Raw genomic sequence first — 26347 nt, forward strand, 5'->3', positions numbered from 1 at the left:
CTCCGCTCTGTCCCGCTTCAAAAGCGTCATCGAGAAGCGCTCGCACGGACAGGATCGTAGGAATTGGGTCCAGTCTGGAAAGTCTGTCAATCCCTCACGCCCAGGCGATGCCGTAGATCGGCACAGGCCCGTCGTCCTCGTTGCTCGCTCTGCCGGTCAAGCGCCGTCGATGGCTCGCGCCTCTGGCGCGCGGCTGACGGGAATGCGGCCGGCGGAAACGAACGCGCGCGTCGTTGACGAGCTTGAGCAGATGGCCGGTGGCCTGCCGCACGACATAAAGAATTGTTGATGCCCGCCCGACGAGGCTGAGCAGCAGGATCATCGAAAAAATGTCGATGTAGGCCAGCACGTCGCCGACCAGGATCAACTCGGGTGGAATCGGGATTCTGTGCGCGTAGGCGACGATGAGAATGACGACGGGGATGAACGCGATGATCTGTCTGAGAGTCAGCCGACTCAGAAAAGCAGCGAACTCGACGACGCAAACCTGCCAGAGCCAATCACCAAAGGCCGCTGGCCTATCGATTGTCCACTCCCTCCAAAGCTGCTTCCACATCGCAACTGATCCGCCGTGCTGCCGCGGGTTGACATTATCACGGCAGGCGACGATGCGTCGAGCCGTGAACTTATGGGTTCGCCCCCCGCCAACCCGCGCGTCACGTCGCGATTAGAGCGCCGCGTAGATTTCCGCGCAGGTCGGCGGGTGGTCCCACCGCCATTGCCTTTGCAAGGCGTCGCGCAACAGCTCGTTGAGGGCAAAAAGTCCGTTCGCCCCGTCCTGAAGACTGGCTACCCTGTTTGCGTTGAAAGCGTAATTCCGAATATTCATCCCGATTCGATCAAGCGCCGTTGCAAGCAGATACGGCTGCGACGCAGCCTGCCTTGCGAGTTCGGAATCGTCGGTCCCCAGTCGAAGGTTGCGTTCGAAATAGTCTTGCATGCGATCGATGTCGCGCCGGGTCATTCCGGCGATTTCGAGCTTGAACCGGTCCCTCCAGGCCGTTGCCTTCTCGATGATCGGCATCAGGGCCGCAGGCACCGCTTCACTCGAATTGCCGCGCACGCATTCGACCGCCGCCAGCGCCAGCAGGTTGGCTGGACCGTTCGGGCCCGCACCGGCGTCGCGCGCGAGCAGCTTCGCCGCTTGAATTGAGAACAGCCTTGTCAGCGCCAGATTGGGCCGGCGCCTGCCATCGGGGGCCGGCTTGCTCTCGAAGGCGACGCGATCGAGGCCCAGCGGCAGCGGCAGAAGGCTGTAGCGGGGATGTCGCTGCCTGTTGATAAGATATTTGGCGTATCCGTCCTTCTCGAAATCGATTCCGTCAAGGTCAGGGACCGACGTTTGATCGCCGGGTTGCGCTCGCCCTTGCTGGTCGAAGACGTAGCGGTACAACCGGTCGTCGACGCTGCCGTAGAGGCCGGGCCAGATGGCGAACGGTTCCCAGATCGGTCGCGGTCCGGCTATGCCATGACAGCCGGTGCAGATGCTCGGGTTCGGTTTCGAGATGAGAAGATCGGCGGTCTTCAATTCGATCTCGTCGCCATCGATCAGATCTGCGCCATTCTTCGCCTCTCGCAGAAAGGAGATCTCGCGGAACGCATATCCGCGCTCGGGCGAGAACTCCATCACCTCGAGGGCGCCAAAACCTCGCTGCGCCGGATCTCCGTTGAAGCTGATGATAAATTCGGCTTGGCGACCGAACACAATGGCCCGGGGATTGGCGGCGCTCGATGCGTGCAGGCTGATGCTGTGATACGCCAGCGTGTGATGCGCCAGATAGGACGGGAACTGCTGGCTGATCAGTTGCAGCGTGGCGGCAATCGACGTCGGCTGGTCGTGCAACAGGATCTCGCGCAGACTCGCAAAGCTGAGGTCCTGAGGCTCGGCAGCGACACTTCCGCTGATGAGCAAACAGCACAATCCCCAAACCAGCGCCATCGATCGCGCGCCCGAGCTGAGCGCTGCGAAGCCGCCACGATCAAACGCGGCGAGGAGCGTCTTCGCTAGGCTCGGCAGAGCTTCCATCGGTTATCAAGTGGGTGAGGCACGCCGATTTTGCAACGTCGGGGAATTACGTGGCGAAGGCTTGCGGGAGGATAGAGATACCTCGCGCTGTGCTTACCCCCCGCGCCGAGCCAGTCGCACACCGCGTTCGGCATCGCATGGACATGACCCGGAAAGCGTCCCGCCGGAAAGCCGGCGTGGCCGCCGTCGTCGGGCTGCCACAGCGTGACGTGGGAGCCGGCCTCCTGCGGCCCCGGCAGCGACGAGCCGGGCACGAACGGATCGTTGCGGGCGTTAAGTACCAACGCTGGCACGCGGATCGCGGCGAGGTGCGGCTTGGCGGAGGCGCGGCGCCAGTAATCGTCGACACCGGCGAAGCCGTGCAAAGGCGCGGTGAAACAATCGTCGAAATCGCGCAGCGTATGGGCAGCAAGCAGCCGGTCGAGGTCGAACAGGCCGGGATGCAGTTGCCACTTCGCCAGCGCGTTTGGCTTCATGGTGCGCAGAAAGCGCTGGGTGTAGACGAGCCAGTTAAAGCCGCGATCGATCGCGGCGCCGCAGGCGGCGAGATCGAGTGGCGCGGAGATCGCCGCCACGGCGCGCACCCTGGATGCCGCGGTGCTGCCCGCTTCCTCGGCCCAACGCAGCAGTCCGTTGCCACCGAGCGAAATGCCGGCGGCCAACACCGGGGCGTTGGCGCGCTCGCGAATGCGGCCTAGTATCCAGCCGATCTCCTCGAAATCGCCGGAGTGATAGGAGCGCGGCGCCAGATTTGGCTCGCCGGAGCAACCGCGGAAATGCGGCACGCTGAACGACCAGCCACGCGCCTGCGCCGCCAGCGCGAAGGCCACCGCATAGTGGCTCAGCGAACTGCCTTCGAGGCCGTGGAATAGCACCAGCCACGGCGCGCCTGGCGCGCCGGAAAAATGATCGACGTCGATGAAGTCGCCGTCCGGCGCGCGCCAGCGTTCACGCTGATAGGCCGGGGACTCGGAGCGATAGGGACGACAGCCGATCGCCGCCCAGATCGTCTGCAGATTGCCGCCGGGTAGCCAAACCGGCGCGCGATAGGTCCAGGGCGTGGTCATGGCGAGAGCAACCTCGCTCCGCGCAGGGCGACCTCATGGTGAGGAGCGCGCATCTTGCGCGCGTCTCGAACCATGAGCTGTTCGGCGCTCATCCTTCGAGACGCCCGTCGCCGCCCTGCGGGCGTCGTCGAGCTCCTCAGGATGAGGTCAGTGCATGTGGTCGGGCGCATCGCAGCGTTTCACACCGTCTCACACCGCTTCGAACGGCACGCTGATGGCGCTTTTCGCTTCCAGCCAATCCGGCACCGGCAGGTTCTTGCTGCGCATGAAGTCCGGGTTGAACAGTTTCGACTGGTAGCGGCTGCCATAGTCGCACAGGATGGTCACGATGGTGGCGCCGGGGCCGAGGTCCTTGGCCATGCGGATTGCGCCGGCGACGTTGATGCCGCTGGAGCCGCCGAGGCAAAGGCCTTCGTGCAGCAGCAGGTCGTAGATGATCGGCACCGCTTCATCGTCCTGGATCTGATAGGCGTCATCGATCACCGCGCCCTCGAGGTTGGCGGTGATGCGGCCCTGGCCGATGCCCTCGGTGATCGAGGAGCCTTCAGCCTTCAGCGCGCCGTTCTTGTAGTAGTTGTAGAGCGCCGATCCCATCGGGTCGGACAGCGCGACGCGGATCTTGTTGTTCTTGGCCTTAAGGCCGAGCGAAACCCCCGCCAGCGTGCCGCCAGTGCCGACCGCGCAGACGAAGCCGTCGAGCTTGCCGCCGGTCTGCGCCAGAATTTCCGGCGCCGTGGTGTCGATGTGAGCCTGGCGGTTGGCGACGTTGTCGAACTGGTTGGCCCAGATCGCGCCGTTCGGGTCGCTTTGCGCCAGTTGCGCGGCAAGCCGGCCCGACAGCTTGACGTAGTTGTTGGGATTGGAATAGGGCACCGCCGGCACTTCGATCAGCTCGGCGCCGCACAGCCGCAGCATGTCTTTCTTTTCTTGGCTCTGGGTATTCGGAATCACGATCACGGTGCGAAAGCCTAGCGCGTTGGCGACCAGCGCGAGGCCAATCCCGGTATTGCCGGCGGTGCCTTCGACCACCACGCCGCCGGGCCGCAACGCGCCGCGCTTGACCGCATCACGAATGATGAACAGCGCCGCGCGATCCTTCACCGATTGGCCGGGATTCATGAACTCGGCCTTGCCGAGAATGCTGCAGCCGGTCGCCTCGGAAGCGTGCCGCAATTTGATCAGAGGGGTATTGCCGATGGCCGCGACGACGTCGTGATGGATGGTCATGCTGTGGGTTCTGCCGGCTTGTTGCGGAATGCAAGCCGGACCCTAGTGGAGGGCGTTTGACCGCACAAGGCAGCGCGACCGGCGCACGCCAAGCCGTCTCATCCGACCTTGGCGAACACCACCTGGCGGACGTCGATGTTGCCGGACAGGAATCCCGCCTCGCAATAGGCCAGGTAATATTCCCACAGTCGCCGGAAGCGATCGTCGAAGCCGAGCGGCGTCAGCGTCGGCCAGGCGGCGCGGAAATTATCTCTCCAGGTTGCCAGCGTCTTGGCATAATCTTGTCCGAAAATGTGCTCGCGAATGACAGGAACGCCGAATTTCGCGCCGAGCGATTTCAACACCGTCGGCGAAGGCAGCATGCCGCCCGGGAACACGTAGCGCTGGATGAAATCGACCTCGCGGCGATAGGCCTGAAAGAACTTGTCCTGGATGGTGATGGCCTGAATTCCCACCAGCCCGCCGGGCAGCAGCCGGTCGCGCAGCTGTGAGAAATAGGTCGGCCAGAACTCCTCTCCGACCGCCTCGATCATCTCGATCGAGGCGATGCGGTCGTATTGCCCGCGCTCGTCGCGGTAGTCCTGAAACTTGATCTGGACCCTGTCGGCGAGACCGGCCTCCTGCACGCGCTTCTGCGCGAAGTCGCGCTGCTCGGTGCTGATGGTGAGGCCGACCACGCTGGCGCCGCAATGCGTGGCGGCGTATTCGGCGAAGCCGCCCCAGCCGCAGCCGATCTCCAGCAGCTTGTGCCCCGGACGCAGGTCGATCGCTTCGGCCAATCGCCGATACTTGTTGGTCTGCGCAGCCGTGAGGTCGTTGGTGTGATCCTCGAACAGCGCGGAGGAATAGGTCATGCTCGGGTCGAGCCAGGCCGAATAGAACGCATTGCCGATGTCGTAATGCGCGTAGATGTTGCGACGAGCCTGACTCTTGGTGTTGCGGTTGAACCAGTGCCGCACGATCTGGACGAAGCGCATCAGCGGATTGTCGCCGAGCATCGCCTGGATCAGTTCGTGATTGACGCAGAAAAGATAGAGGAACTGGGTCAGGTTGGGCGTGTCCCATTCGCCGTGCAGATAGGCCTCGGCGATGCCGATATCGCCGCCATTGAGCAGGCGCGAGGCGAAGCCGTAGCCGTACAGCGTCATCGCCGCCGACGGGCCGGGCTCCTGACCGCCGAGCCTGACCCTGCGGCCATCGGGCAAAGTGACGTCGAGCGTGCCGCGGCGCAGCCGCGAGCCGAATGAGAACGCCAGCCGCACGATGCGCGGCAGATCCGCCAGTTCGGCGTCGACGTTTTCAGGCGTCAATGCGACGAGCGCCGGGTTCACTGAGCCGTCGAACAACATGTCTCCCTGTGCGGCGTGTTGGTAGGCCGGTCGAATGGCCTGTTGTTCGAACTTCATTGGACTAGAACACCTTTCCGAGAACCAGGTTTCGGCCCCGCCGCCGACAATGTCGTCTCACTCGACTGCTCAGTCTTAGCATACTCATCTTGTCGATCGGTCATGGAGTTTGGCGGCGGGCGCGGCACCAGTCGTGCGCCCTTGATCCACAGCCGCAGCGCCTCCCAGTGGATCGCCGCCATGATCTTCAGCGTCACCAGCGGCAGCGACAGGAACGACCGCAACAGCGCCGCGGTGGTCAGGGCTTCGCGGCGGCCGTGGAAGGTCGCGGCGAGCAGCGGGCCGTCGCGGTCGGTTTCGAGAATCCGCAGCTTGACGTGATCGCCGGGCGGCGAAACGCGGAAGTGATAGCGCATTGCCATCTCGATGAAGGGTGACACGTAGAACAGCTTGTCCTGCTGCTGGCGGATGCCGGCAGCGCTGCTCTCATCCGGTCGCACCGGCAGCACGTAAGCGTGGATATCGCCGAAGGTGTTGCGCACCTCGTAGATCACCAACGCCAGTTCGCCGTTGGCGATGTAGCAGAAATAGGCCGACAGCGGGTTGAAGGTGTAGCCGAGCAGTCGTGGGTAACACAGCAGCAGTACGCGGCCGCCGGCGAGATCGATGCCATGCGCGGCGGCGCAGCGCTGAGCGTAGTCGCGCAGCGACGAGCCGTCGCGCGGTCCGTGGTCGGATTGGCGGAAGCTGTACAGCGCCGCGCGGTCGACGCCGAACAGCGGCGACAGCCGATCGGCGTCGTCGAGCCGGCCGAGATCGATCAGCAGGCTCATCACCCGGTAGCTGAAGCGATGGCCCATCGGTTTGAGCCGCGCATGCATGACGTCGCCGAAATACAAAGCGGCGGCGGCCGGGTTGCCGGCCGTCGCGGACGCGATGTCGACGGGATGTGGCATGGCTACTCCGCGGCCTCAGCGAAGGCGGGCGGCGGTCCGCGCCACGGCACCGGGGCGCCAAGCGATTCAGCGACCGCCAGTCCGGATCGCAAACCGTCCTCGTGGAAGCCGTAGCCGGTCCAGGCGCCGCAGAACCAGGTGTTGCGCTGGCCCTGGATCTCGCCGAGCCGTTTCTGCGCGGCGAAGGCGGCGGCGGTGTAATGCGGATGCTCGAAGTGATAGCGGCCGAAGGTCAGCGCCGGGTTCGGCGCAAACGGCGGGTTCAGGCTGACGAACAGCGGCTTGGCGTTGTCGATACCCTGCAGCCGGTTCATCCAATAGGTGACCGCGACATCGTTGATAGGCGCGCCGTCGCGGCGCCAACGCAGGAAATTCCACGACGCCCAGGCATGCTTGCGCTTCGGCATCAGGCGCGGATCGCGATGCAGATAGACCAGGTTCGGCGCGTAGCCGATATCGCCAAGGATGGCGCGTTCGGTGTCGCTGGGGTCGGCCAGCATCGCCAGCGCCTGATCGCTGTGCGCGGCGATCACCACGTGATCGTAAGTGTCGCGGTGGCCCTGGCTGTCGCTTACCGTCACGCCCTCGGCGGAGCGCGCGACCGCGGTCACCGCGCAACCCAGCCGGAGCCGGTCCTTGTTGTCGGCGATCAGCTTCTCGACATAGCGTTGACTGCCACCTTTGACCGACCGCCACACCGGGCGCTCGTAATGCAGCAGGCGATGGTTGTTGAAGAAGGCGATGAAGTTTTCGGCCGGAAAGTCCAGAATCCGGTCCGCAGGCGCCGACCAGATCGCAGCGCCCATCGGCGCCAGATAGTCGGTCAGCAGTCGTGGGGCGAATTTGCGCTGGGCGAAATAGTCGCCCAGCGTCAGCCCGGCAAGTCGCCCGGCGGCAAAGTCCTCCACGCTGCGCTCGTTGAAGGTGAGGATGTCCCGCAGCATCCGCAGATAGGACAGCGAGAACAGGTTGCGCGGCTGCGCAAACAGCCCCCTCGCGGTCTCGAACCAGTTCGATCCGCCGCCCTTCCACTCGAATCGCCCGGCATCGGCGGACACTGCGAAGCTCATGCAGCTTTCGATGGTTTCGACGCCGAGATGCGCGAACAGCGCGGTCAGGTCGGGATAATTGTGCTCATTGTAGACGATAAACCCGATATCGACCGCGACCGCGGTGCCGTCGTAGTCGACTGTGACGGTATGGCTGTGGCCGCCGGGCCGCAGCTCGCGCTCATAGATCGTTACGGAATAACGCTTCGACAAAGCCCAAGCGGCGGCATTGCCTGCGATTCCCGTTCCGATCACTGCGACGCGCATTCCCAGCCCCCGTACCCCATTGGTTCCCGAGTTACGCGGCGCCGCCGGAGAAGTTTCAGCACGGCTAGCAGCGCTTTTCGGAACAACGGGCCAAGCCGATCCGCTGTTGGCGAAAATCGACATGAAATCTTGGTAAGATTCGTCGCATTCGCCGATCGCGTCAAGTCAGAGAAACGCCTGTCAAATAAGGCGATCCGCACCGTCCGCGGCGCACCTTCGGTAATTCTGACGCGGGGCCGCGGAGGCTGTCAAACCCGACATGCCCCTGTGCGCCGCTCATTCCGGCCGCTACAATAGGGGCCTGATTGCAAGAAAGCGCTCTGCTGTGGACGTGTCGCAACTGACTCGCGGAATATATCGTGCGGCATGGAACTCGGGGGCGAGAGCCGTGCGGCGGTTGGTCGCGCGGTGCGCCGGAATGCCGCGGGCATGAGCGCCACACTTCGTTACCTTGGAGCTTCGGTCAGGATCGTGGCTGCCCTCGCGGTTGCCGCCGCGACCGGCGGCTGCATTCTGACCAGCGACCTGCCAAACCCCGCGCTCGATGTCCCGGATGGCTACAAGGCGGCGCGCCTGACCGCGGCCGAGGCGCCGCCGACGCTGGACTGGTGGCGCGGCTTCCGCTCCCCCGAGCTGACTGCGCTGATGGAAGAGGCGCAGACCGTCAATCTCGACATCGCGGCGGCGACCGCGCGAATCATCCAGGCCGACGCCCAGGCGCGGATCGCGGGCGCGGCGTTGCTGCCCAGTCTCAGCACTGGCGACCAGGTGACGCGCTCGAAAAGCTCTGGGTCGAGCGGTAGCCTCACCAGCAGCTCCGGCCGCGAATTCACCACCTATTCGTCGTCGCTCAGCGCCAGCTATGAAATCGACTTCTGGGGCAAGAATCGCGACGCCGCGCAGGCCGCGGAGGAACTGTCTACCGCCAACCGGTTCGACCGTGACGTCGTGGCGCTGACGGCCATGGCCAGCGTCGCCAACGCCTATTTCCAGGTGCTGGCCGCGCAGGACCGGATCCGGACCGCGGAGCGCAACATCGCCAGCGCGCGGCGGATCCTCGACGCCATCAAGCAGCGGCTCGCCGCCGGCACCGGCAGCGATCTCGACGTCGCGCAGCAGGAAAGCGTGCTGGCCAATCAGCGCGCCGCGGTGCCGCCGCTGCGCCAGACGCTGGCGCAGAACCTCAACGCGCTGGCGACGCTGGTGGCGCGGCCGCCGGAGCGCGTCCGCGTTCTCGGCGGTTCGCTGAACCGGATCGCATCGCCGCGCGTCACCCCGGGGCTGCCGTCGGAACTGTTGACGCAGCGTCCCGACATCAGGCGTCAGGAAGCACAGCTTGCACTCGCCACGGCGAATGTCGGCAGCGCCCGGGCACAGTTCTTTCCGAGCATCCAGTTGACCGGGCAGGGCGGCTATCAAAGCGCGGCACTGGCCGCGCTGTTTACCCCGCATGCGGCGTTTTACAGCCTTGCCGCTGGCCTGACCCAGCCGATTTTCGACGGCGGCCGGATTCTCGGCAACTTCGAATACAACAAGGCCCGGCAGGACGAATTGCTGCAGACCTACCGCAAGACGGTGGTGTCCGCCTTTGCCGACGTCGACACCGCACTGGAGTCGATCCGCCAGAACACCGAGCGGCTGCGGCTGCAGCGTGACGTGGTGTCGTCCTCGCGGCGCGCGTTCGATCTTGCCGAACAGAAATTACGCGCCGGAACGGCCGACATCGTAACTGTGCTAAACACCCAATTGACGCTGTTTCAGGCCGAAGATTCGTTGATCCAGACCCAGCTGTCGCGGCTTCTGGCGATCGTTAGTTTGTATCAGGCGCTGGGGGGCGGTTGGGAGCCGAGGATGGAGAAGCCGGTCAATGCTCTTTAAGCCGGATAAGAATGAAGCCGCGAACACCGGCGGCGTCGCCCGCGTCGCTTCGCGTGTGCGGCGAAGGACGGTGTCGCTGGCGGTGACGGCGGTGATCCTCGGCGGCCTCGGCTATCTCGGCTGGCAGGCATTCCAGAACAAGCAGACCGCCAGCCGGGAGCGCCCGAATCTGACGGTGCCGGTGCTCGCCGCGATCCCGAAGGTCGCCGACGTGCCGGTTTATCTCGATGGCGTCGGCTCGGTGCGCGCCTTGAACAACGTCACGGTGCGCGCCCAGGTCGACGGCAAGCTGACGGCGATCAATTTCATCGAGGGCCAGGACGTCAAGGCCGGCGACGTGCTCGCCGAGATCGATCCGGCGATCTACAAGGCGCAATACGACCAGGCGATGGCCAAGAAGGCGCAGGACGAAGCCCAACTCGCCAATGCGCGGATCGATCTGACGCGCTATCAGCAGCTCGCGGCGTCCAACGCCGGCTCCAAGCAGCAGGCCGATACCCAGCGGGCGAGCGTGGCGCAACTCGAGGCGCAGGTCCGCTCCGATCAGGCCGCGATCGACAACGCCGCCGCAACGCTCGGCTACACCAAGGTGGTGGCGCCGATCTCGGGCCGTGCCGGGTTGCGGCAGGTCGATCAGGGCAACATCATCCGCGCCTCGGATGCCACCGGCCTTGTCGTGATCACCCAGTTGCAGCCGATCGCCGTCCAGTTCAGCCTGCCGCAGCAGCAGATCGTCCGGGTCAACGCCGCCGCGGCGAAAGGCCCGCTCAGCGTCGACGTGTTCGGCAATGACGGCGTCACCGTGGTCGATCGCGGGACCCTGAAGGGCATCGACAACCAGGTCGATCAAACCACCGGCACCGTCAAGCTGAAGGCCGAGTTCCCTAACGCCAGCTTTCAGCTCTGGCCGGGGCAGTTCGTCAATGTGCGGCTGAAAGTGGAAACGCTGCCGCAGGCGCTGGTGGTTCCGACCTCGGCGGTGCAGCGCGGTCCCGCCGGCACCTTCAGCTACGTGATCGGCGAGGGCGACGTGGTGACGGCGCGCGCCGTCAAGGTGACGCAGCAGAATGAGACCGACGCGGTGATCGCCAGCGGTCTCGCGGCCACCGATCGCGTCGTCACCACCGGCTTCGCCAATCTGTCGGATGGCGCCAGGGTGGCGATCGGCAACAATGATCAGACGCCGACCCCGGATCTCGCGCCGCGCAAGCGAACCAAGCGCGGCGAGGGCGATACCGGCCAGGGCGAGGGCGACGAAGGACCGTGGCGCGAAGGCGCCGCCGCAATGACGCCTCCAAGCGTCGGATAGGACGCCACCATGAGCGTCTCGGAACCGTTCATTCGCCGCCCGGTCGCGACCTCGCTGCTGGGAATCGCGCTGCTGCTCGGCGGCCTGCTCGGCTATTGGGGGCTGCCGGTCTCGGCGCTGCCGCAGGTCGACTTTCCCACCGTTCAGGTCACGACCCAGCTGCCCGGCGCCAGCCCCGACGTGGTCGCATCCTTGATCACTGCGCCGCTGGAGCGCCAGCTCGGCCAGATCCCGTCACTGAGCGGGATGACCTCGACCAGTTCGTTCGGCGTCAGCCAGGTCTCGCTGCAATTCGACCTCAACCGCGACATCGACGGCGCCACCCAGGACGTGCAGGCCGCGATCAACGCCGCCGCCGGCATTCTGCCGAGGAATCTGCCGTACCCGCCGACCTACGCAAAGGTAAACCCGGCCGATGCGCCGGTGCTGACGCTGGCGCTGACGTCGGAAACCAGTTCGCTGCGGGCGATGAGCGACATCGCCGATACGTTGCTGGCGCAGCGGCTGAGCCAGATCTCCGGAGTCGGCAAGGTGACGGTGCTCGGCGGGCTGAAGCCCGCGGTGCGGGTGCAGGCCGATCTGTCGCGGCTGGCCGCCTACGGCATCTCGATGGAGGATCTGCGCACCGCGATCGCCGGCGCCAATGTCTCCGGACCAAAGGGATCGCTCGACGGCAGCCAGCAGGCTTACACCATCGCCGCCAACGACCAGATCGCGGCGGCCGAGGCCTACCAGCCAATCATTATCGCCTATCGCAATGGCGCGCCGGTCACGATCGGCGACGTCGCGGTGATCGTCGACGGGCTGGAGAACGACCGCACCGGAGGCTGGTACAACGGCACGCCGGCGGTGATCCTCGACATCCAGCGCCAGCCCGGCGCCAATGTGATCGAGGTGGTGCGCCAGATCCGCGACGAGATCCCCAAGGTGCAGCGCGCGATCCCTGCCGGGGTCAAGCTCACCGTGGTTAGCGACCGCACCGTTACAATCCGGGCCTCGGTCCGCGACGTGCAGTTCACGCTAATTTTGAGCGTGGTCCTGGTGACGCTGGTGGTGCTGCTGTTCCTGCGCTCATTGCGCGCCACCATCATCGCCGGCGTGGCGCTGCCGCTGTCGCTAATCACCTCGTTCGGCATCATGTATTTCGCCGGCTTCAGCCTCGACAATCTGTCGCTGATGGCGCTCACGATCGGCACCGGCTTCGTGGTCGACGACGCCATCGTGATGATCGAGAACATCGTTCGACATATGGAGGACGGCGAAAGCCCGATGCAGGCAGCGCTGTCCGGCGCCAGCGAGATCGGTTTCACCGTGATCTCGCTGACGGTGTCGCTGATTGCGGTGTTCATCCCGCTGCTTTTCATGTCCGGACTGGTCGGCCGGATGTTTCGCGAATTCGCGCTGACGCTGACCATCGCGGTGGTGACCTCGGCGATCGTGTCGCTGACGCTGACGCCGATGATGTGCTCGCGGCTTCTGAAACACGCCGGCGAGGAGCGACAGCTGCCGGGGCTCGCGACGGTGAGCGGCTGGATCGACCGCGGCGCCGAATTCTATCACCGCTCGCTGCTGTGGGTGTTGCAGCGCCAGCGCGCCACACTGGTGCTGACCTTCGTCACCGTCGCGGCGACGCTGGTCCTTTATGTGGTCGCGCCGAAGGGCTTTCTGCCGCTGCAGGACACCGCCTCGATCACCGCGGTGACGGAGGCAGGCCCCGGCGTCTCGTTCGCCGAGATGCAGGCGCGGCAGACCGAAACCGCCGACACCATCAAGGCCGACCCCGACGTCACCGGCGTGGTCTCGGTGATCGGCGCCGGCTCGGTCAATCCCACCACCAATGTCGGCCGGCTGGTGATGAATTTAAAGCCGCGCGGCGAACGCAAGGCAGATGTCTCCGAGGTGATCACGCGGCTGAAACAGCGGGTCGCGGCGATCCCCGGTATGACAGTTTACTTCCAGGCGGTGCAGGACGTCCAAATCAGCACGCAGTCCAGCCGCTCGCAGTATCAATACACGCTGACCGGCACCGATACCGCGCAAGTGGGGCTGTGGGCGAGCCGCCTGGTCGGCGAATTGCGCCGCGATCCGTTGTTCCGCGACGTGTCGTCGGAAGCCCAGGACGGCGGCCTGCGCGCCGCGCTGGACATCAATCGTCAGCGTGCCGGTCAACTCGGCGTCAGCATCCAGGCGGTCAACGACACGCTGAACGACGCCTTTGCGCAGCGGCAGATCTCGACCATCTACGGCCAGGCCAACCAATACCGCGTGGTGCTGGAGGCGATGCCGGAATATCAGCGCGACCCGTCGGTGCTGTCGAAGCTCTATGTCCCCGGTACCGGCGGCGCGCAGGTGCCGATCTCCGCGGTGGCGACGATGACCCGGACCACCGCGCCGCTGGCGATCTCGCATCAGGCGCAGTTTCCCTCGGTTTCGCTGAGCTTCAATCTGGCGCCGGACGCCGCGCTCGGCGACGCTGTAAAGGCGGTAACGGCGATCGAGCAACGGATCGGCATGCCGGGCAGCATCGTCGGCCAGTACAGCGGCGACGCCGCCGAATTCGCCAAATCGCTGGCCGGCCAGCCCTGGCTGATCCTCGCCGCATTGGTGACGATCTACATCGTGCTCGGCGTGCTGTATGAGAGCTACATCCATCCGATCACGATCTTGTCGACGCTGCCTTCGGCTGGCGTCGGCGCGATCCTGGCGCTGATGCTGTTCGGGCAGGATCTGTCGGTGATCGGGCTGATCGGCATCATCCTGTTGATGGGGATCGTCAAGAAGAACGCGATCATGATGATCGACTTCGCGCTCGAGGCCGAGCGCCACAAAGGGCTGTCGCCCTACGACGCCATCGTGCAGGCCTGCCTGCTGCGGTTTCGCCCGATCATGATGACGACGCTGGCGGCGCTGTTCGGCGCGCTGCCGCTGGCGGTCGAAAGCGGCACCGGCGCCGAATTGCGGTTTCCGCTGGGCATCTCGATCGTCGGCGGCCTGTTGCTCAGCCAACTGTTGACGCTGTACACCACGCCGGTGATCTATCTGGCGCTCGACCGCATCAATCGCCGGGTCGAGAGGGCGCTGCCGCCGGTCGAGCCGGCGCCGCCGCTCGGCGGCGCGGCCGGGGAGGCGCCGTAATGGCCTCGTTGTCCGCGCCGTTCATCCGGCGGCCGATTGGCACCACGTTGCTGGCCATCGGGCTATTGCTACTTGGCTTCGTCGCCTACGGGTTTCTGCCGGTGGCGGCGCTGCCGAATGTCGATTTTCCGATGATCATGGTCTCGGCGTCGCGCCCGGGCGCAGACCCCTCGGTGATGGCGGCGACGGTGGCGGCGCCGCTGGAGCGGCGGCTCGGCGAAATCGCCGGTATCGACAAGATCACATCGACGAGTTCGCTGGGCACGACCAACATTCAGCTTCAATTTGCGATGGGCCGCCAACTTGATCGTGCCGCGCGCGACGTCCAGGCGGCGATCAACGCCTCGCTCAGCGACCTGCCGAGCGATCTGCCGACCTTGCCCAAGTTCCGAAAATTCAATTCCGCCGCAGCTCCGGTGTTCATCCTGGCGCTGACCTCGAAGACGATGGCGGCGAGCGCGGTCTATGATGTTGCCGACACCGTGCTGGCGCAGCGCATCTCGCAGGTGCCGGGCGTCGGCGACGTCACTGTCAGCGGCGCCGACCAGCCGGCGGTGCGGATCGCGCTCAATCCGGTGGCGCTGTCGACCGCCGGAATTTCAACCGATGCTGTTCGGACCGCGATCGTCAACGCCAACCCGCTGGGTCCGGTCGGGATCTTCAACGGCGCGCAGCAGAGCGAGACGCTGTCGACCAACCGCCAGATGCGGACCGCGGCTGAATTCCGCGACATCGTGATCAAGAGCATCAATGGCAATTCGGTCCGGTTGTCCGACGTCGCCGTAGTATCGGACGCGACCCGGAGCAGCCGCACCATCGCCTGGTTCAACAAACAGCCGGCGGTGCTGATCCAGATTACCAAGCAGGGCGACGCCAACGTCATCGACACCGTCGACCGGGTCAAGGCGCTGCTGCCGGAACTGAAGCAGTGGATTCCCGCCGGGGTGGAGATCTCGGTGGTGACCGACCGCACCGGCACCATCCGCGCCAGCGTCGCCGACATGCAGTGGACGCTGCTAGCGACCGCGATCCTGGTGATGCTGGTGGTGTTCGTGTTTCTGCGGCGGCTGACGCCAACCATCGCGGCGGGGGTGTCGGTGCCGCTGGCGCTGGCGGGAACCTGCGCCGGGATGTGGCTGTCCGGATTTTCGATCAACAACTTGTCGCTGATGGCCTTGGCGATCGCGGTCGGCTTCGTGGTCGACGACGCCATCGTCATGATCGAGAACATGTACCGCAACCTCGAACGCGGCATGGCGCCGATGCAGGCCGCGCTCGACGGTGCCAAGCAGATCGGCTTCACCGTGCTGTCGATCAGCCTGTCGCTGGTGGCGGCGTTCGCGCCGTTGATCTTCATGGACGGCATCGTCGGCCGGCTGTTGCGGGAGTTCTCGCTGACGCTGACCTTCGCCATCGCGGTGTCGACCGTGGTGTCGCTGACAGTGACGCCGATGATCTGCGCGCACTACATCCGCGCGCCGGTCTCGGCGAAGGAGACCTGGTTCGACCGCGGCGTCGAAGGCGGGCTGGCGCGCATCGTCGGGTTCTACGAATGGACGCTGCGCGCCGTGCTGGGCTATCCGGGCCTGACCATGGTGGTGTTCTTCGCCACCATCGCGCTCACCGTGACGATGTTCGTGAAGATTCCGAAAGGCTATTTTCCGACCGACGATTCTGGCTTCGTGATCGGAGCGACGCGGGCCTCGGCGGACATTTCGTTCCAGGCAATGCGGCAATTGCAGGAGCAGCTAGCCGATATCGTGATGGTCGATCCCGCGGTCGACGGCGTCGGCTCAGTGCTGGGCGGCAGCGGCGGTCCCGGCGGCGGCGGCTCCAACCGCGGCACCATGTTCATCAACCTGAAGTCGCTGGAACAGCGCGGCGGCGTCACCACCGAGCAGGTGATCGACCGCATGCGCAAGAATCTCGGTACGGTGGCGGGGATCAGGCTGTTCATGTTTGCAGCCCAAGATCTGCGCGCCGGCGGACGGCAGAGCGATTCCAATTACCAATACACCCTGGCCAGCACCGATCTCGATCTATTGCAAAAATGGGCGCCGCTGGTCAGCAAGCGGATGGAGAGTGTCGAGGGTATCACCGATGTCTCCAGCGACCGCGATCCGGGCGGGTTGGAACTGACGCTGTCGATCGACCGCAAGACCGCGTCGCGGCTCGGGGTCCGGGTCCAGGACATTGACAACGCGCTCAACAATGCGTTCTCGCAGCGGCAGATTTCGACGATCTACACCCAGCGCAATCAGTACCAGGTGGTGCTGGAGACTGATCCGAAATTCCAGAGCGATCCGTCGGATCTGGAGCGGATCTTCGTCGCCGGCGCGGGCGGCGCCCAGGTTCCGCTGTCGGCGGTGGTGCAGGCGCAACGCGGCCTGTCGGCGCTGGCGGTGTATCACTCGCAATCGGTGCCTTCGGTCACGGTGTCGTTCAACACCCTTCCGGACCTACCATTGCAGATCGCGACCGCCAACATCCAGCGCGCGGTCGACGAACTCCACATGCCCGAAGGCATCCGTGGCTCGTTCGACGGCAATGCCGGCGATCTCGGCAAGACCAGCAGCAAGCAGCCGGTGCTGATCCTCGCCGCCTTCATCGCGATGTATATCGTGCTCGGCGTGCTGTACGAGAGCCTGGCGCATCCTTTGACCATCATCTCGACGCTGCCGTCGGCCGGACTCGGCGCGTTGCTGGCGCTGCAGATCACCGGCACGCCGCTGACGGTGATCGCCTTTGTGGGGATCATCCTGCTGATCGGCATCGTCAAGAAGAACGGCATCATGATGGTGGATTTCGCGCTGGAGGCGGAACGCAGCCGCGGCCTGTCGTCGGCCGACGCGATCTTCGAGGCCTGTATCGTGCGGTTTCGCCCGATCCTGATGACGACGCTGGCGGCGCTGTTCGCCGGGATTCCGCTGGTTGTGGCGATCGGCCCGGGCACCGAGCTGCGGCGGCCGCTCGGCATCACCATCATCGGCGGGCTGGTGGTGTCGCAGATCCTGACGCTGTACACGACCCCGGTGATCTACCTGCTGATCGACCGGCTGCGGCAGAAATGGCGGCGGGCGCCGGCCGCCGTTCCGGCCGAATAGAAGCCGGCCGCTGATCGCCGTGGTTGAAGCCCAATGCGGCGCGGCGTATAGCGAGCAATGTCCAAGATTTCGCAACCTGAAGCCGGGGCCCCAGAGCCGATCCCGGAATGTCCGCATTGCGGCAAGCCGCTGCCGCTGTGCATCTGCGACAGTATCGAACCGATCGAAAACCGGATCGATCTGCTGATCCTGCAGCATCCGCAGGAGCAGGACCGCGCGCTCGGCACCGCGCGGCTGGCCGCGCTGCATTTTCCAGACGCGGTGGTGCGAATCGGGCTGTCCTGGCCGAGCCTGTCGAAGGCGCTGGGGCGCCAGGTCGACGATCCGTCGCGCTGGGCGGTGCTGTATCTCGGCTCCGCGAAGGTTGCCGATCTCGACACCGACCGCGACATCGTGGCGATCGGCCGCAAGGGCGAAGTGCTGGAGAACCAGCGCGCCATTCTGAAGGACATCCAGGGCATCGTGCTGCTCGACGGCACTTGGAGCCAGGCCAAGGCCCTTTGGTGGCGCAACGCCTGGATGCTGAAATGCCAGCGGGTGGTTCTCGGCCCCAAGGCGCCGTCGCGCTACGGCAAGCTGCGGAAAGAGCCGCGCAGCGACGGGCTGTCGACCATCGAGGCCGCCGCTATGCTGCTCGGCAGCCTGGAAAAGCGGCCGGATATCGAGGCCACCCTGATGGGCGCCTTCGACCGGATGCTGGCGCGCTATCGCGAGGTCCAGGCCGAGATGCCCGAACTGGCGCCGAAGCCGAAGAAGCGCGACTACCGCCGCCGCAAGAAGGCCTGACCGGGCGGCTCCGGTTGCCTATCGCCCGACGGGCGTATAGAAACCACTCATGGGGCCACGTGGCGGAGTGGTTACGCGCCGGTCTGCAAAACCGTTTACTCGGGTTCGAGTCCCGACGTGGCCTCCAACAACACAATCAACAACTTGTGTTGCGATCTTCGTGGAGAGGTCGATCCCGGTTCCATAGCATCGGCTGAGTGTCAGGGCAGGGCGGCGAGCCGTCATGGGGCAGATCAACATCGTCCGCCACGAGGCCGTCATCCATGGCTGACAGGCGTTCGACACCGGAGAGCAGCATGGCCAACCGCAAAAAGCGGCCGCACGATAAGCCGGCCCCACCCCCCAAGCGTTCCGAACCGCCGCCGGAGGAAGACTTGGGCGGTGGCGACATTTGCTCGTTGGAAGCAGAGCCCTCAACCGACGACGACAAGCCGCTCGACTGACCGATCAGCAAACCTCTGCGTGGATTGTTTGCCCTAATGGTTCGAGCGCGGGCCGCAATGCGACGGGCGCCTCGTCGATCTTCAGTACGACGCTTGCGCGCTCGGATTCAGCACGAGGCGTGCCAGCCCGCCGGAAACGGCACCAAGGGCCATTCGAGTTGATTGTCGTTGGCTGCCCGCCGCACGAATCTCAAGACGTTCTGGCCGCCCCGGTCGCCGATCAGGAAATTGTCCTGTGGGCCGGTCTCGATCGCTTCCGCGACGAGGTCCAGCAACTGATCGTATTCGGCTTCTGTCATGGCCCGCTCCCTGTTGTCAGGGACTGTCCCAGAAACACTTTGTGGGCCGGTTGAATTGGTCGCTAAAATTTTATCGATCGCGGCTGCGGTGCGGCGGCCGCGGTCGCGCAACGCTGGATGAGACGAAATCCCGCACCTGACTCTGTGAGACAAATCACAGAAATCACGCACACTGTCGGCTAGTCTTCGACCTCAGGCGGACGACAATCGAGCGGAGGAGGCGGCGGTATGACAACCAAGATCCTGCGGTCTAGCGGCGCATCGCGGCGAGGCCATCGCGCCGCGTTGCTGGGCGGTTTGCTGGCGACGCTGCTGGTCGGCCTGGCCGAAGCGCAGCCGATCGCCACCGCAGAACAGAAGCGCGCGTGTACCCCCGACGTCTACCGATTGTGCGCAGGCGAAATCCCGAACCGCGCCGCGATCACCGCCTGCCTGCGCCGTAAGCGCGACAGCCTCAGCGATGCCTGCCGCGTCGTGTTCGAACAATAAGTCTGCGCCGCGTTGCGATCATGGTCGCTGCGCGGTTAACCGAATCGGCGCGACGATGGTCGACCACGGCTGCAGAATCGCGGGCTTGGAGGCGATCGGGTCCGATTGGGGTGGCATGGCGTGCTCGACGACGAATCACGCGGCTGGCACAAGGCGAGCGCCCGACCCGCCAAACCAGGCGAGCGCGGTGGCTCAATCAATGCAGGCTTGCAGTATAGGCTTGGAAATGTTGGCTCCCCGGGCCGGATTCGAACCAGCGACCAACCGGTTAACAGCCGGTTGCTCTACCACTGAGCTACCAGGGAACAGAGCGAAGCGAAGCTCGCGAGGCTGCGTATAACAAAGCCGTTCGGCCTTGCAAAGCACAAATCCGAGCGAAGGCGCGATCAGCCTTTGGCTGGGCGGGGTTCGCCGCATGTTGCGTTTTGGGTCGCCTTGCATCAAGGATGATGCAGTCTCCAGCAACGCAAGGAATGCCGATGTCGGATTTCGCCACCGCGCGTCAGAACATGGTCGATGGTCAAATCAGGCCCAGCAGCGTGACGGATTGGCGAATCATCGACGCGATGCGGGCGGTACCGCGCGAGGCCTTTGTCCCGGAATCGCAGCGCGCTTTGGCCTATCTCGACATCGATATTGAGGTCGGCGGCAATGGCGCGGCCAAGGAGTTTCTGATCAAGCCGGTGGTGACGGCGAGGCTGCTGCAGTCCGCCGGCATCGCGCCGACCGACCATGTGCTGGTGGTCGGTTGCGCCACCGGCTATGTCGCCGCGCTGGCGGCAAAGCTCGCCGGCCGGGTCACGGCCACCGTCGGCGATGCCGCGCTGGCTGCGAAGGCCGCGGCGATCCTGACCGGACTTCGATTCGGCAATGTCAGCGTCCGGACCGCGCCCGCCGCGGCGGGCTGCCCGGAGGAGGGGCCGTACGACGTCATTCTCCTCAACGGCGCCACCGAAATCGTCCCGACGGGGCTCTACGGGCAGTTGAAGCAGGGCGGACGCCTGGTCGGCGTATTCGCCACCGAGCGGCCGCAGCGCGCCATGATCGTGACGCGGTCGAAAAACGACTTCGGAACTCGGGTGGTGTTCGACACCACAGTACCGGTGCTGCCGGAACTGCAACGCGCCCCGGCGTTCGTTTTCTAGCCTGTTTTCAGGCCAATTTACGTTTTGAATCAGAAGTGTGGCTTGGATGTCCCAGCCAGAGAGTTTCGACCGCGATGCGGTCGCGGGGGTTCCGTCGGCCCGTGTCGTGGCTTATGGTGCGGCGGGACATCGTGGGGCTTTCGAAAGATGCGAGCGCTTTCAGCGTTTTCGGGCTGCCTCGGGATCAGCGAACGGTAGGATTGGATTGCTAGGGATGCGTGGTGTTAAACGAGTGACCGGCGTTGCCGTGACCGGCATCATGATGGCATGTTTCGGTCCGACTCCGGTTTTGGCCGACACCATCGAATCGGCGCTGGTGCGGGCCTATCAGACCAATCCGCAACTGAACGCGCAGCGCGCCTCGGTTCGTTCGGTCGACGAGAACGTACCGCAGGCGCTATCGGGCTATCGTCCGCGCGTCGCGGTGACGGCGAGCGGCGGCTATCAGTACACCGATGTGATTTCCGGCGTCGTCGGCAGCGGCAGTCCAACCTCTCATCTCAACGGTGCGCAGACGCCACGCGCCGTCGGCGCGACGCTCACCCAGACTCTGTTCAACGGTCAGCAAACCGCGAACCGGACCCGAGCCGCCGAAGGCCAGGTCTCGTCGGCGCGCGAAGGATTGCGCGTGCTGGAACAGTCGGTGCTACTCGCAGCGGCAACGATCTACATGGATTACCTCCGTGACTCCGCGATCGTCGAAGTTCAGCGCAGCAACGTCCGGGTGCTCGAGCAGACCCTGAAGCAGACGCGCGATCGCTTCAACGTCGGCGAGGTGACGCGCACCGACGTGGCGCAATCGGAGGCCCAACTGGCCGCCGGCCGTACCCAGCAGCTCACGGCGGAATCCAATCTCGTCACCACCCGTGCGAATTTCCGCCGAATCGTCGGCAACGAGCCCGATCGATTGGCGCCGGGCTCGCCGGTCGATCGCTTCCTGCCGTCGAATCTGCCGCAAGCGGTCGAACTGGGGCTGACGGAAAATCCGAACGTCACCGCCTCAATGTTCGGCATCGATGTCAGTTATCTCAACGTCAAGGTTGCTGAGGGCGCGTTGTTCCCGACGCTGACGGTGCAGGCCAGCGCACAGCAGGCCTACGAACAATCGATTACGGTTCCTCGGCAATTTGTCGCCACCGGGATCGCGCAGCTGTCGATCCCGGTGTTCCAGGGCGGCGGCGAATACGCCTTGATCCGGCAGTCGAAGGAGACGCTGGCGCAGCAGCGTCTCAATCTCGAACAGGTTCGCGACCAGACCCGCGCCGGGGTAGCTCAAGCCTGGGGCCAGTTGCTGGCGGGCCGGGCGCAGGTATCCTCGGCTCAGGCCCAGGTCAAGGCGTCGGAGATCGCGCTCAACGGTGTCCGCGAGGAAGCCAGGGCCGGCCAACGCACCACATTGGACGTGCTGAATGCGCAGCAGGCGTTGGTCAATGCACGCGTCGCTTTGGTCACCGCGCAACATGACCGGGTGGTCGCATCCTACGCGGCGTTGAACGCGGTGGGCCGATTGTCGCCGCAGGTTCTCAACCTCAATACCGAGGTCTATGATCCCAGCGTGCATTATCATCAGATCCGCGACAGCTGGATCGGCGTTCGTACACCGGACGGACACTGAGTCGAGCGTCCGTAGCATTGCCGCGGGCGTCGTCGAGGCCCCTTTGCTTGCAATCATTTATTGCAATGACATACCGTCCTACGAGGAAGTAGGGCGATTCGTGCTGCGTCCGCGTCGGCAGCTCGGTCGGATTTGGCGCGTTTCGATGCCCGCTGGCCGCGCCGCGGATCGTGCCAAGCTTGATCTTGGGGACAAGTCAGGTTTGCTCGATGAAAGTCGGCATTGCCATTCCGAAACCGGCAATTCCTGCGCCGCTTTGGTATAAAGCGCTGAGAAAGGCGTTGATGATGTGGAGTCGGAGATGACGCAGCCTGCAAAGGTCCAAGAGCCCTCGATGGAGGAGATTCTGGCGTCGATTCGTCGCATCATCGCCGACGACGAAGCGAAACCCGTGACCACCGCCAAGGAGCCGCCGGCCGTGGTGGCGACCAAGCCGGAACCCCCGAAGGCGGTTACGCCTGTGTCCAAGGTTGCTGCGATGACCAATACCCCCGCCGCGGCGCCGGTAAAGGCAGCTGCAGCTGCCAAGCCCGTAGAAGCGCCGGCCCCGCCGCCACCAGCCCCGGCAGCCGTCAGCAACAATCAGGACGATATCGACGCCCTGCTGGCCGGCCTCGACGCCACGACCACCGAAGAAGAGGTGCGGCCGCCGCTGCCGGACGGTGACGTGTTCGAACTCACCGATGAGATGGCGCTGCCTGACCCGCCGCCGCCAAATCCGACGACTCCTGTGCCGCAATCTTCGTTCCAGAAGCAGGCGCTGGAAGACGACGTGGAATTCGCCGAATTCGCCTCGCCGAAAGAGCGGAATCGCGAGCCGGCATACGAACCGCCGGCGCCGGAGCAGTGGGCGCCGGAACCGGCGCCGCAGCAGATCCTGTCGCGTTCGACCGTCACCGCCGTGGAGTCGGCGTTCAATTCGCTGGCCAACACGGTGCTGAGCAATAATGCCCGCACGCTGGAAGATCTGGTCAAGGAAATGCTGCGGCCGATGTTGAAATCCTGGCTCGACGATAATCTACCGACGCTGGTCGAACGGATCGTCAAGGCGGAAATCGAACGGGTTTCCCGCGGCCGCTGACGCGTCGGCCGACCGAATTGATGGTCCCGTTGTGGTTGACTTGCGGCGCGCCGGAAGGTTTCTAGCCGCGTGGGGCGGGTGCGTTGCGCACGCTGCCTGACACCCCGGTTGATTGCACTGCCATGATCGAAAAAAACTACCAGCCCGCCGAGATCGAAGGCCGCATTGGGCGCGCCTGGGAAGACGCCGGCGCCTTCAAGGCCGGACGTTCCGACCGCCGCAACGCCGAGCCGTTCTCGATCGTGATTCCGCCGCCGAACGTCACCGGCTCGCTGCATATGGGGCACGCGCTCAACAACACGCTGCAGGACATTCTGTGCCGGTTCGAGCGGATGCGCGGCCGCGACGTGCTGTGGCAGCCCGGCACCGATCATGCCGGCATCGCCACCCAGATGGTGGTCGAACGCCAGCTGATGGAACGCCAGGAGCCGGGCCGCCGCGAGATGGGCCGCGCAAAATTCCTCGAACGTGTCTGGCAGTGGAAGACCGAGAGCGGCGGCGTCATCGTGAACCAGCTGAAGCGGCTCGGGGCCTCCTGCGACTGGTCGCGCGAACGCTTCACCATGGACGAGGGCCTGTCCCGCGCCGTGATCAAGGTGTTCGTCGAGTTGCATCGTGACGGCCTGATCTACAAGGACAAGCGGCTGGTCAATTGGGACCCGAAGCTGCTCACCGCGATCTCCGATCTCGAAGTGCAGCAGGTCGAGGTCAAGGGCCATCTGTGGTATCTGCGCTATCCGATCGAAGGCGCCAGTTTCGATCCGGAAAATCCCGAGAGCTTCATCGTCGTCGCCACCACACGGCCGGAGACCATGCTGGGCGATTCCGCCGTGGCGGTGAATCCGGACGATTACCGCTACACCCATGCGGTGGGGCGCAACGTCATCCTGCCGCTGGTCGGCCGCAAGATCCCGATCATCACCGATGAATATTCCGATCCCGATAAGGGTTCGGGCGCGGTGAAGATCACGCCGGCGCATGACTTCAACGATTTCGAGGTCGGCCGCCGCCACAATCTGCGGCAGATAAGCGTTCTGGATACCGAGGGCCGTCTCGACCTGGTCGACAACGAGGCCTATCTGCACGGCCTGCCCGAAGGGGCGTCGGAATTCGCCGCCGAGATGCACGGCGTCGATCGCTTCGCCGCGCGCAAACTGATCCTGGCGCGGCTGGAGGATTTCGGCTTCCTGCAGCGGGTCGAACCCAACGTCCACATGGTGCCGCATGGCGACCGCTCCGGCGTGGTGATCGAGCCCTATCTGACCGACCAGTGGTATGTCGACGCCAAGACGCTGGCGCAGCCGGCGATCGCCGCGGTGCGCTCGGGCGCCACCGCCTTCGTGCCGAAGAACTGGGAAAAGACCTATTTCGAATGGATGGACAACATCCAGCCCTGGTGCATCTCGCGGCAATTGTGGTGGGGCCACCAGATTCCCGCCTGGTATGGCCCGGACGGCAAGGTGTTCGTCGCCGAGACCGAGGAAGAGGCGGTCGGCCACGCGCTCGGCTATTACGTCGAGCAGGAAGTGATCACGCCCGAGCAGGGCGAGGCGATGGCGAACGATCCGGCGCAGCGCGAGGGCTTCATTACGCGCGATGAAGACGTGCTCGACACCTGGTTTTCCTCCGCGCTGTGGCCGTTCTCGACGCTGGGCTGGCCGGACTCCGACACCGACATCAAGCGCTACTACCCCACCGACGTGCTGGTCACCGGCTTCGACATCATCTTCTTCTGGGTCGCCCGGATGATGATGATGGGCATGCACTTCATGAAGGACGTGCCGTTCCCGACCGTCTACATCCACGCCCTCGTCCGCGACGAGAAGGGCGCCAAGATGTCGAAGTCGAAGGGCAATGTCATCGATCCGTTGCACCTGATCGACGATTACGGCGCCGACGCGCTGCGCTTCACGCTGGCCGCGATGGCGGCGCAGGGTCGCGACATCAAGCTGGCGCCGCAGCGGGTCGAGGGCTACCGCAATTTCGCGACGAAGCTGTGGAACGCCAGCCGCTTCGCCGAGATGAACGGCTGCGCGCTGCCCAAGGGCTTCGACCACACCGCGGCGACGCAGACGCTGAACCGCTGGATCGCGCACGAAACCGTGCGCGCCACCCGCGAGGTCACCGAGGCGATCGAGGCCTATCGCTTCAACGACGCCGCCGCCGCCGCCTATCGCTTTGTCTGGAACGTGTATTGCGACTGGTATCTCGAACTCGCCAAGCCGGTGATGATGGGCGAGGACGGTCCGGCCAAGACCGAGACAAGGGCGATGGTGGCCTGGGCGCGCGACGAAATCCTCAAGCTGCTGCATCCGTTCATGCCGTTCATCACCGAGGAATTGTGGGCGGTGACGGCGCCACGCGACGTGCTGCTGGCGCTGGCGCCATGGTCGCGGCAACGCGGGCCGACGCCTGCGGAATTGTCGCTGCTGGCGGCGTCGGTGGCGGGCGATCCGGTGGCGATGCCGACCATCATCAACATGCCGGAACCGACGCCGGATTTCCGCGACGATGCCGCCGAAGCCGAGATCGGCTGGGTGGTCGATCTGGTCACCGCGATCCGTTCGCTGCGCGCCGAGATGAACATCACGCCGGCGACTCTGACGCCACTGATGCTGATCAAGGCGTCGCCCGACATGCAGGCGCGGGCGCAGCGCTGGAGCGATGTGGTGAAGCGGCTGGCGCGAGTCGGCGAGATCTCGTTCGCCGACACCGCGCCGCAGGGCGCGGTGCAGCTCCTGGTGCGCGGCGAAGTCGCGGCGCTGCCGCTGAAGGGCTTGATCGATCTGGTCGCCGAGCAGGCGCGACTCGACAAGGAACTCGCCAAGGCGGAGGCCGACATCAAGCGGGTCGACGCCAAGCTGTTGAACGAGAAATTCGTCGCCAACGCGCCGGACGAGATCGTCGAAGAGGAAAAGGACAAGCATGCGGCCGCGACCGCGCGCAAAGTCAAGATCCTCGAGGCGCTGGAGCGGCTGAAGACCGTGGTGTGACGCCGGCGATGCTCGATCTGTGCTCGATTGAACCCTCTTCGCAAGCATCCCTGGCGGTGCAGTCGTAACCCAAAAGTCGTCACCCTCCGCGAAAGCGGAGGGCCTAGTAATGGAGAGCGCTCGTTATTGGAC

Annotated in this window: 19 protein-coding genes and 2 tRNA genes; 12 read left to right on the top strand and 9 right to left on the bottom strand. The window is 64.9% G+C overall.

Annotated features, from left to right (window positions below):
* Positions 1-94: 94 nt before the first annotated feature.
* The 7 genes from HXX15_RS09005 to HXX15_RS09035 form a co-directional block, all read right to left on the bottom strand.
* On the bottom strand, positions 95-556 hold the full coding sequence (locus tag HXX15_RS09005) for a hypothetical protein (RefSeq protein ID WP_296515212.1): 462 nt from the start codon (positions 554-556) through the stop codon (positions 95-97).
* Positions 557-667: 111 nt separating this feature from the next.
* Positions 668-2026 (bottom strand): hypothetical protein, encoded by a 1359-nt coding sequence (locus HXX15_RS09010; RefSeq protein ID WP_296515214.1) that lies wholly within the window; start codon positions 2024-2026, stop codon positions 668-670.
* Positions 2005-3093, bottom strand: a complete 1089-nt coding sequence (locus tag HXX15_RS09015; protein ID WP_296515217.1) for an alpha/beta fold hydrolase — start codon at positions 3091-3093, stop codon at positions 2005-2007. The genes HXX15_RS09010 and HXX15_RS09015 overlap by 22 nt, the downstream gene beginning before the upstream one ends.
* A gap of 189 nt (positions 3094-3282) precedes the next feature.
* Positions 3283-4320, bottom strand: a complete 1038-nt coding sequence (locus HXX15_RS09020) for a cysteine synthase A (RefSeq protein WP_296515221.1) — start codon at positions 4318-4320, stop codon at positions 3283-3285.
* A 98-nt stretch (positions 4321-4418) separates the two neighbouring features.
* Positions 4419-5669 carry a cyclopropane-fatty-acyl-phospholipid synthase family protein gene (locus HXX15_RS09025; RefSeq protein WP_296516888.1) on the bottom strand — a complete coding sequence of 417 codons (1251 nt, stop codon included), beginning with the start codon at positions 5667-5669 and terminating at the stop codon, positions 4419-4421.
* Positions 5670-5722: 53 nt separating this feature from the next.
* Entirely contained in the window at positions 5723-6622 is a 900-nt protein-coding gene (locus HXX15_RS09030; protein ID WP_296515223.1) for a DUF1365 domain-containing protein, read from the bottom strand.
* 2 nt (positions 6623-6624) lie between these two features.
* The gene (locus tag HXX15_RS09035; protein ID WP_296515225.1) at positions 6625-7938 is read right to left on the bottom strand and encodes an FAD-dependent oxidoreductase; all 1314 of its coding nucleotides are present in this window, start codon (positions 7936-7938) and stop codon (positions 6625-6627) included.
* Between the two features lie 429 nt (positions 7939-8367).
* Between HXX15_RS09035 and HXX15_RS09040 the strand changes: the two genes are divergently transcribed.
* From HXX15_RS09040 to HXX15_RS09070, 7 genes are all read left to right on the top strand, one after another.
* On the top strand, positions 8368-9816 hold the full coding sequence (locus HXX15_RS09040; protein WP_296515227.1) for an efflux transporter outer membrane subunit: 1449 nt from the start codon (positions 8368-8370) through the stop codon (positions 9814-9816).
* Entirely contained in the window at positions 9806-11125 is a 1320-nt protein-coding gene (locus HXX15_RS09045) for an efflux RND transporter periplasmic adaptor subunit (protein ID WP_296515229.1), read from the top strand. The genes HXX15_RS09040 and HXX15_RS09045 overlap by 11 nt, the downstream gene beginning before the upstream one ends.
* Positions 11126-11134: 9 nt before the next feature.
* Entirely contained in the window at positions 11135-14260 is a 3126-nt protein-coding gene (locus HXX15_RS09050) for an efflux RND transporter permease subunit (RefSeq protein WP_296515231.1), read from the top strand.
* Positions 14260-17364 (top strand): efflux RND transporter permease subunit, encoded by a 3105-nt coding sequence (locus HXX15_RS09055; protein ID WP_296515233.1) that lies wholly within the window; start codon positions 14260-14262, stop codon positions 17362-17364. Before HXX15_RS09050 ends, HXX15_RS09055 begins: the two co-directional genes overlap by 1 nt.
* 57 nt (positions 17365-17421) lie before the next feature.
* Positions 17422-18150 (top strand): tRNA-uridine aminocarboxypropyltransferase, encoded by a 729-nt coding sequence (locus HXX15_RS09060; RefSeq protein WP_296515235.1) that lies wholly within the window; start codon positions 17422-17424, stop codon positions 18148-18150.
* Positions 18151-18203: 53 nt separating this feature from the next.
* Positions 18204-18277 (top strand) — tRNA-Cys (locus HXX15_RS09065).
* Positions 18278-18446: 169 nt separating this feature from the next.
* On the top strand, positions 18447-18593 hold the full coding sequence (locus HXX15_RS09070; protein WP_296515237.1) for a hypothetical protein: 147 nt from the start codon (positions 18447-18449) through the stop codon (positions 18591-18593).
* Positions 18594-18700: 107 nt separating this feature from the next.
* On the opposite strand, the gene HXX15_RS09075 is transcribed toward HXX15_RS09070, so the two are convergent.
* On the bottom strand, positions 18701-18892 hold the full coding sequence (locus tag HXX15_RS09075; protein WP_296515240.1) for a hypothetical protein: 192 nt from the start codon (positions 18890-18892) through the stop codon (positions 18701-18703).
* Positions 18893-19120: 228 nt separating this feature from the next.
* Here HXX15_RS09075 and HXX15_RS09080 point away from each other — a divergent pair, with 228 nt between their 5' ends.
* The gene (locus HXX15_RS09080; RefSeq protein ID WP_296515241.1) at positions 19121-19381 is read left to right on the top strand and encodes a hypothetical protein; all 261 of its coding nucleotides are present in this window, start codon (positions 19121-19123) and stop codon (positions 19379-19381) included.
* A gap of 230 nt (positions 19382-19611) precedes the next feature.
* Here HXX15_RS09080 and HXX15_RS09085 read toward each other — a convergent pair.
* Positions 19612-19686: transfer RNA gene (locus HXX15_RS09085), tRNA-Asn, on the bottom strand.
* Between the two features lie 174 nt (positions 19687-19860).
* Between HXX15_RS09085 and HXX15_RS09090 the strand changes: the two genes are divergently transcribed.
* From HXX15_RS09090 to HXX15_RS09105, 4 genes are all read left to right on the top strand, one after another.
* Complete coding sequence (locus HXX15_RS09090) at positions 19861-20526, top strand: protein-L-isoaspartate O-methyltransferase (RefSeq protein ID WP_296515244.1); 666 nt, start codon at positions 19861-19863, stop codon at positions 20524-20526.
* Positions 20527-20740: 214 nt separating this feature from the next.
* Positions 20741-22141: a TolC family outer membrane protein gene (locus tag HXX15_RS09095; protein ID WP_296515246.1), complete on the top strand. Its 1401-nt coding sequence runs from the start codon at positions 20741-20743 to the stop codon at positions 22139-22141.
* Positions 22142-22442: 301 nt separating this feature from the next.
* Positions 22443-23222 (top strand): PopZ family protein, encoded by a 780-nt coding sequence (locus tag HXX15_RS09100; protein ID WP_296515248.1) that lies wholly within the window; start codon positions 22443-22445, stop codon positions 23220-23222.
* Positions 23223-23344: 122 nt separating this feature from the next.
* Positions 23345-26215, top strand: coding sequence for a valine--tRNA ligase (locus HXX15_RS09105; RefSeq protein WP_296515250.1), 2871 nt, complete (start codon positions 23345-23347; stop codon positions 26213-26215).
* Positions 26216-26347 lie beyond the last annotated feature (132 nt).

The sequence above is a fragment of the Rhodopseudomonas sp. genome, assembly GCF_013377015.1.
Lineage (GTDB): Bacteria > Pseudomonadota > Alphaproteobacteria > Rhizobiales > Xanthobacteraceae > JARJEH01.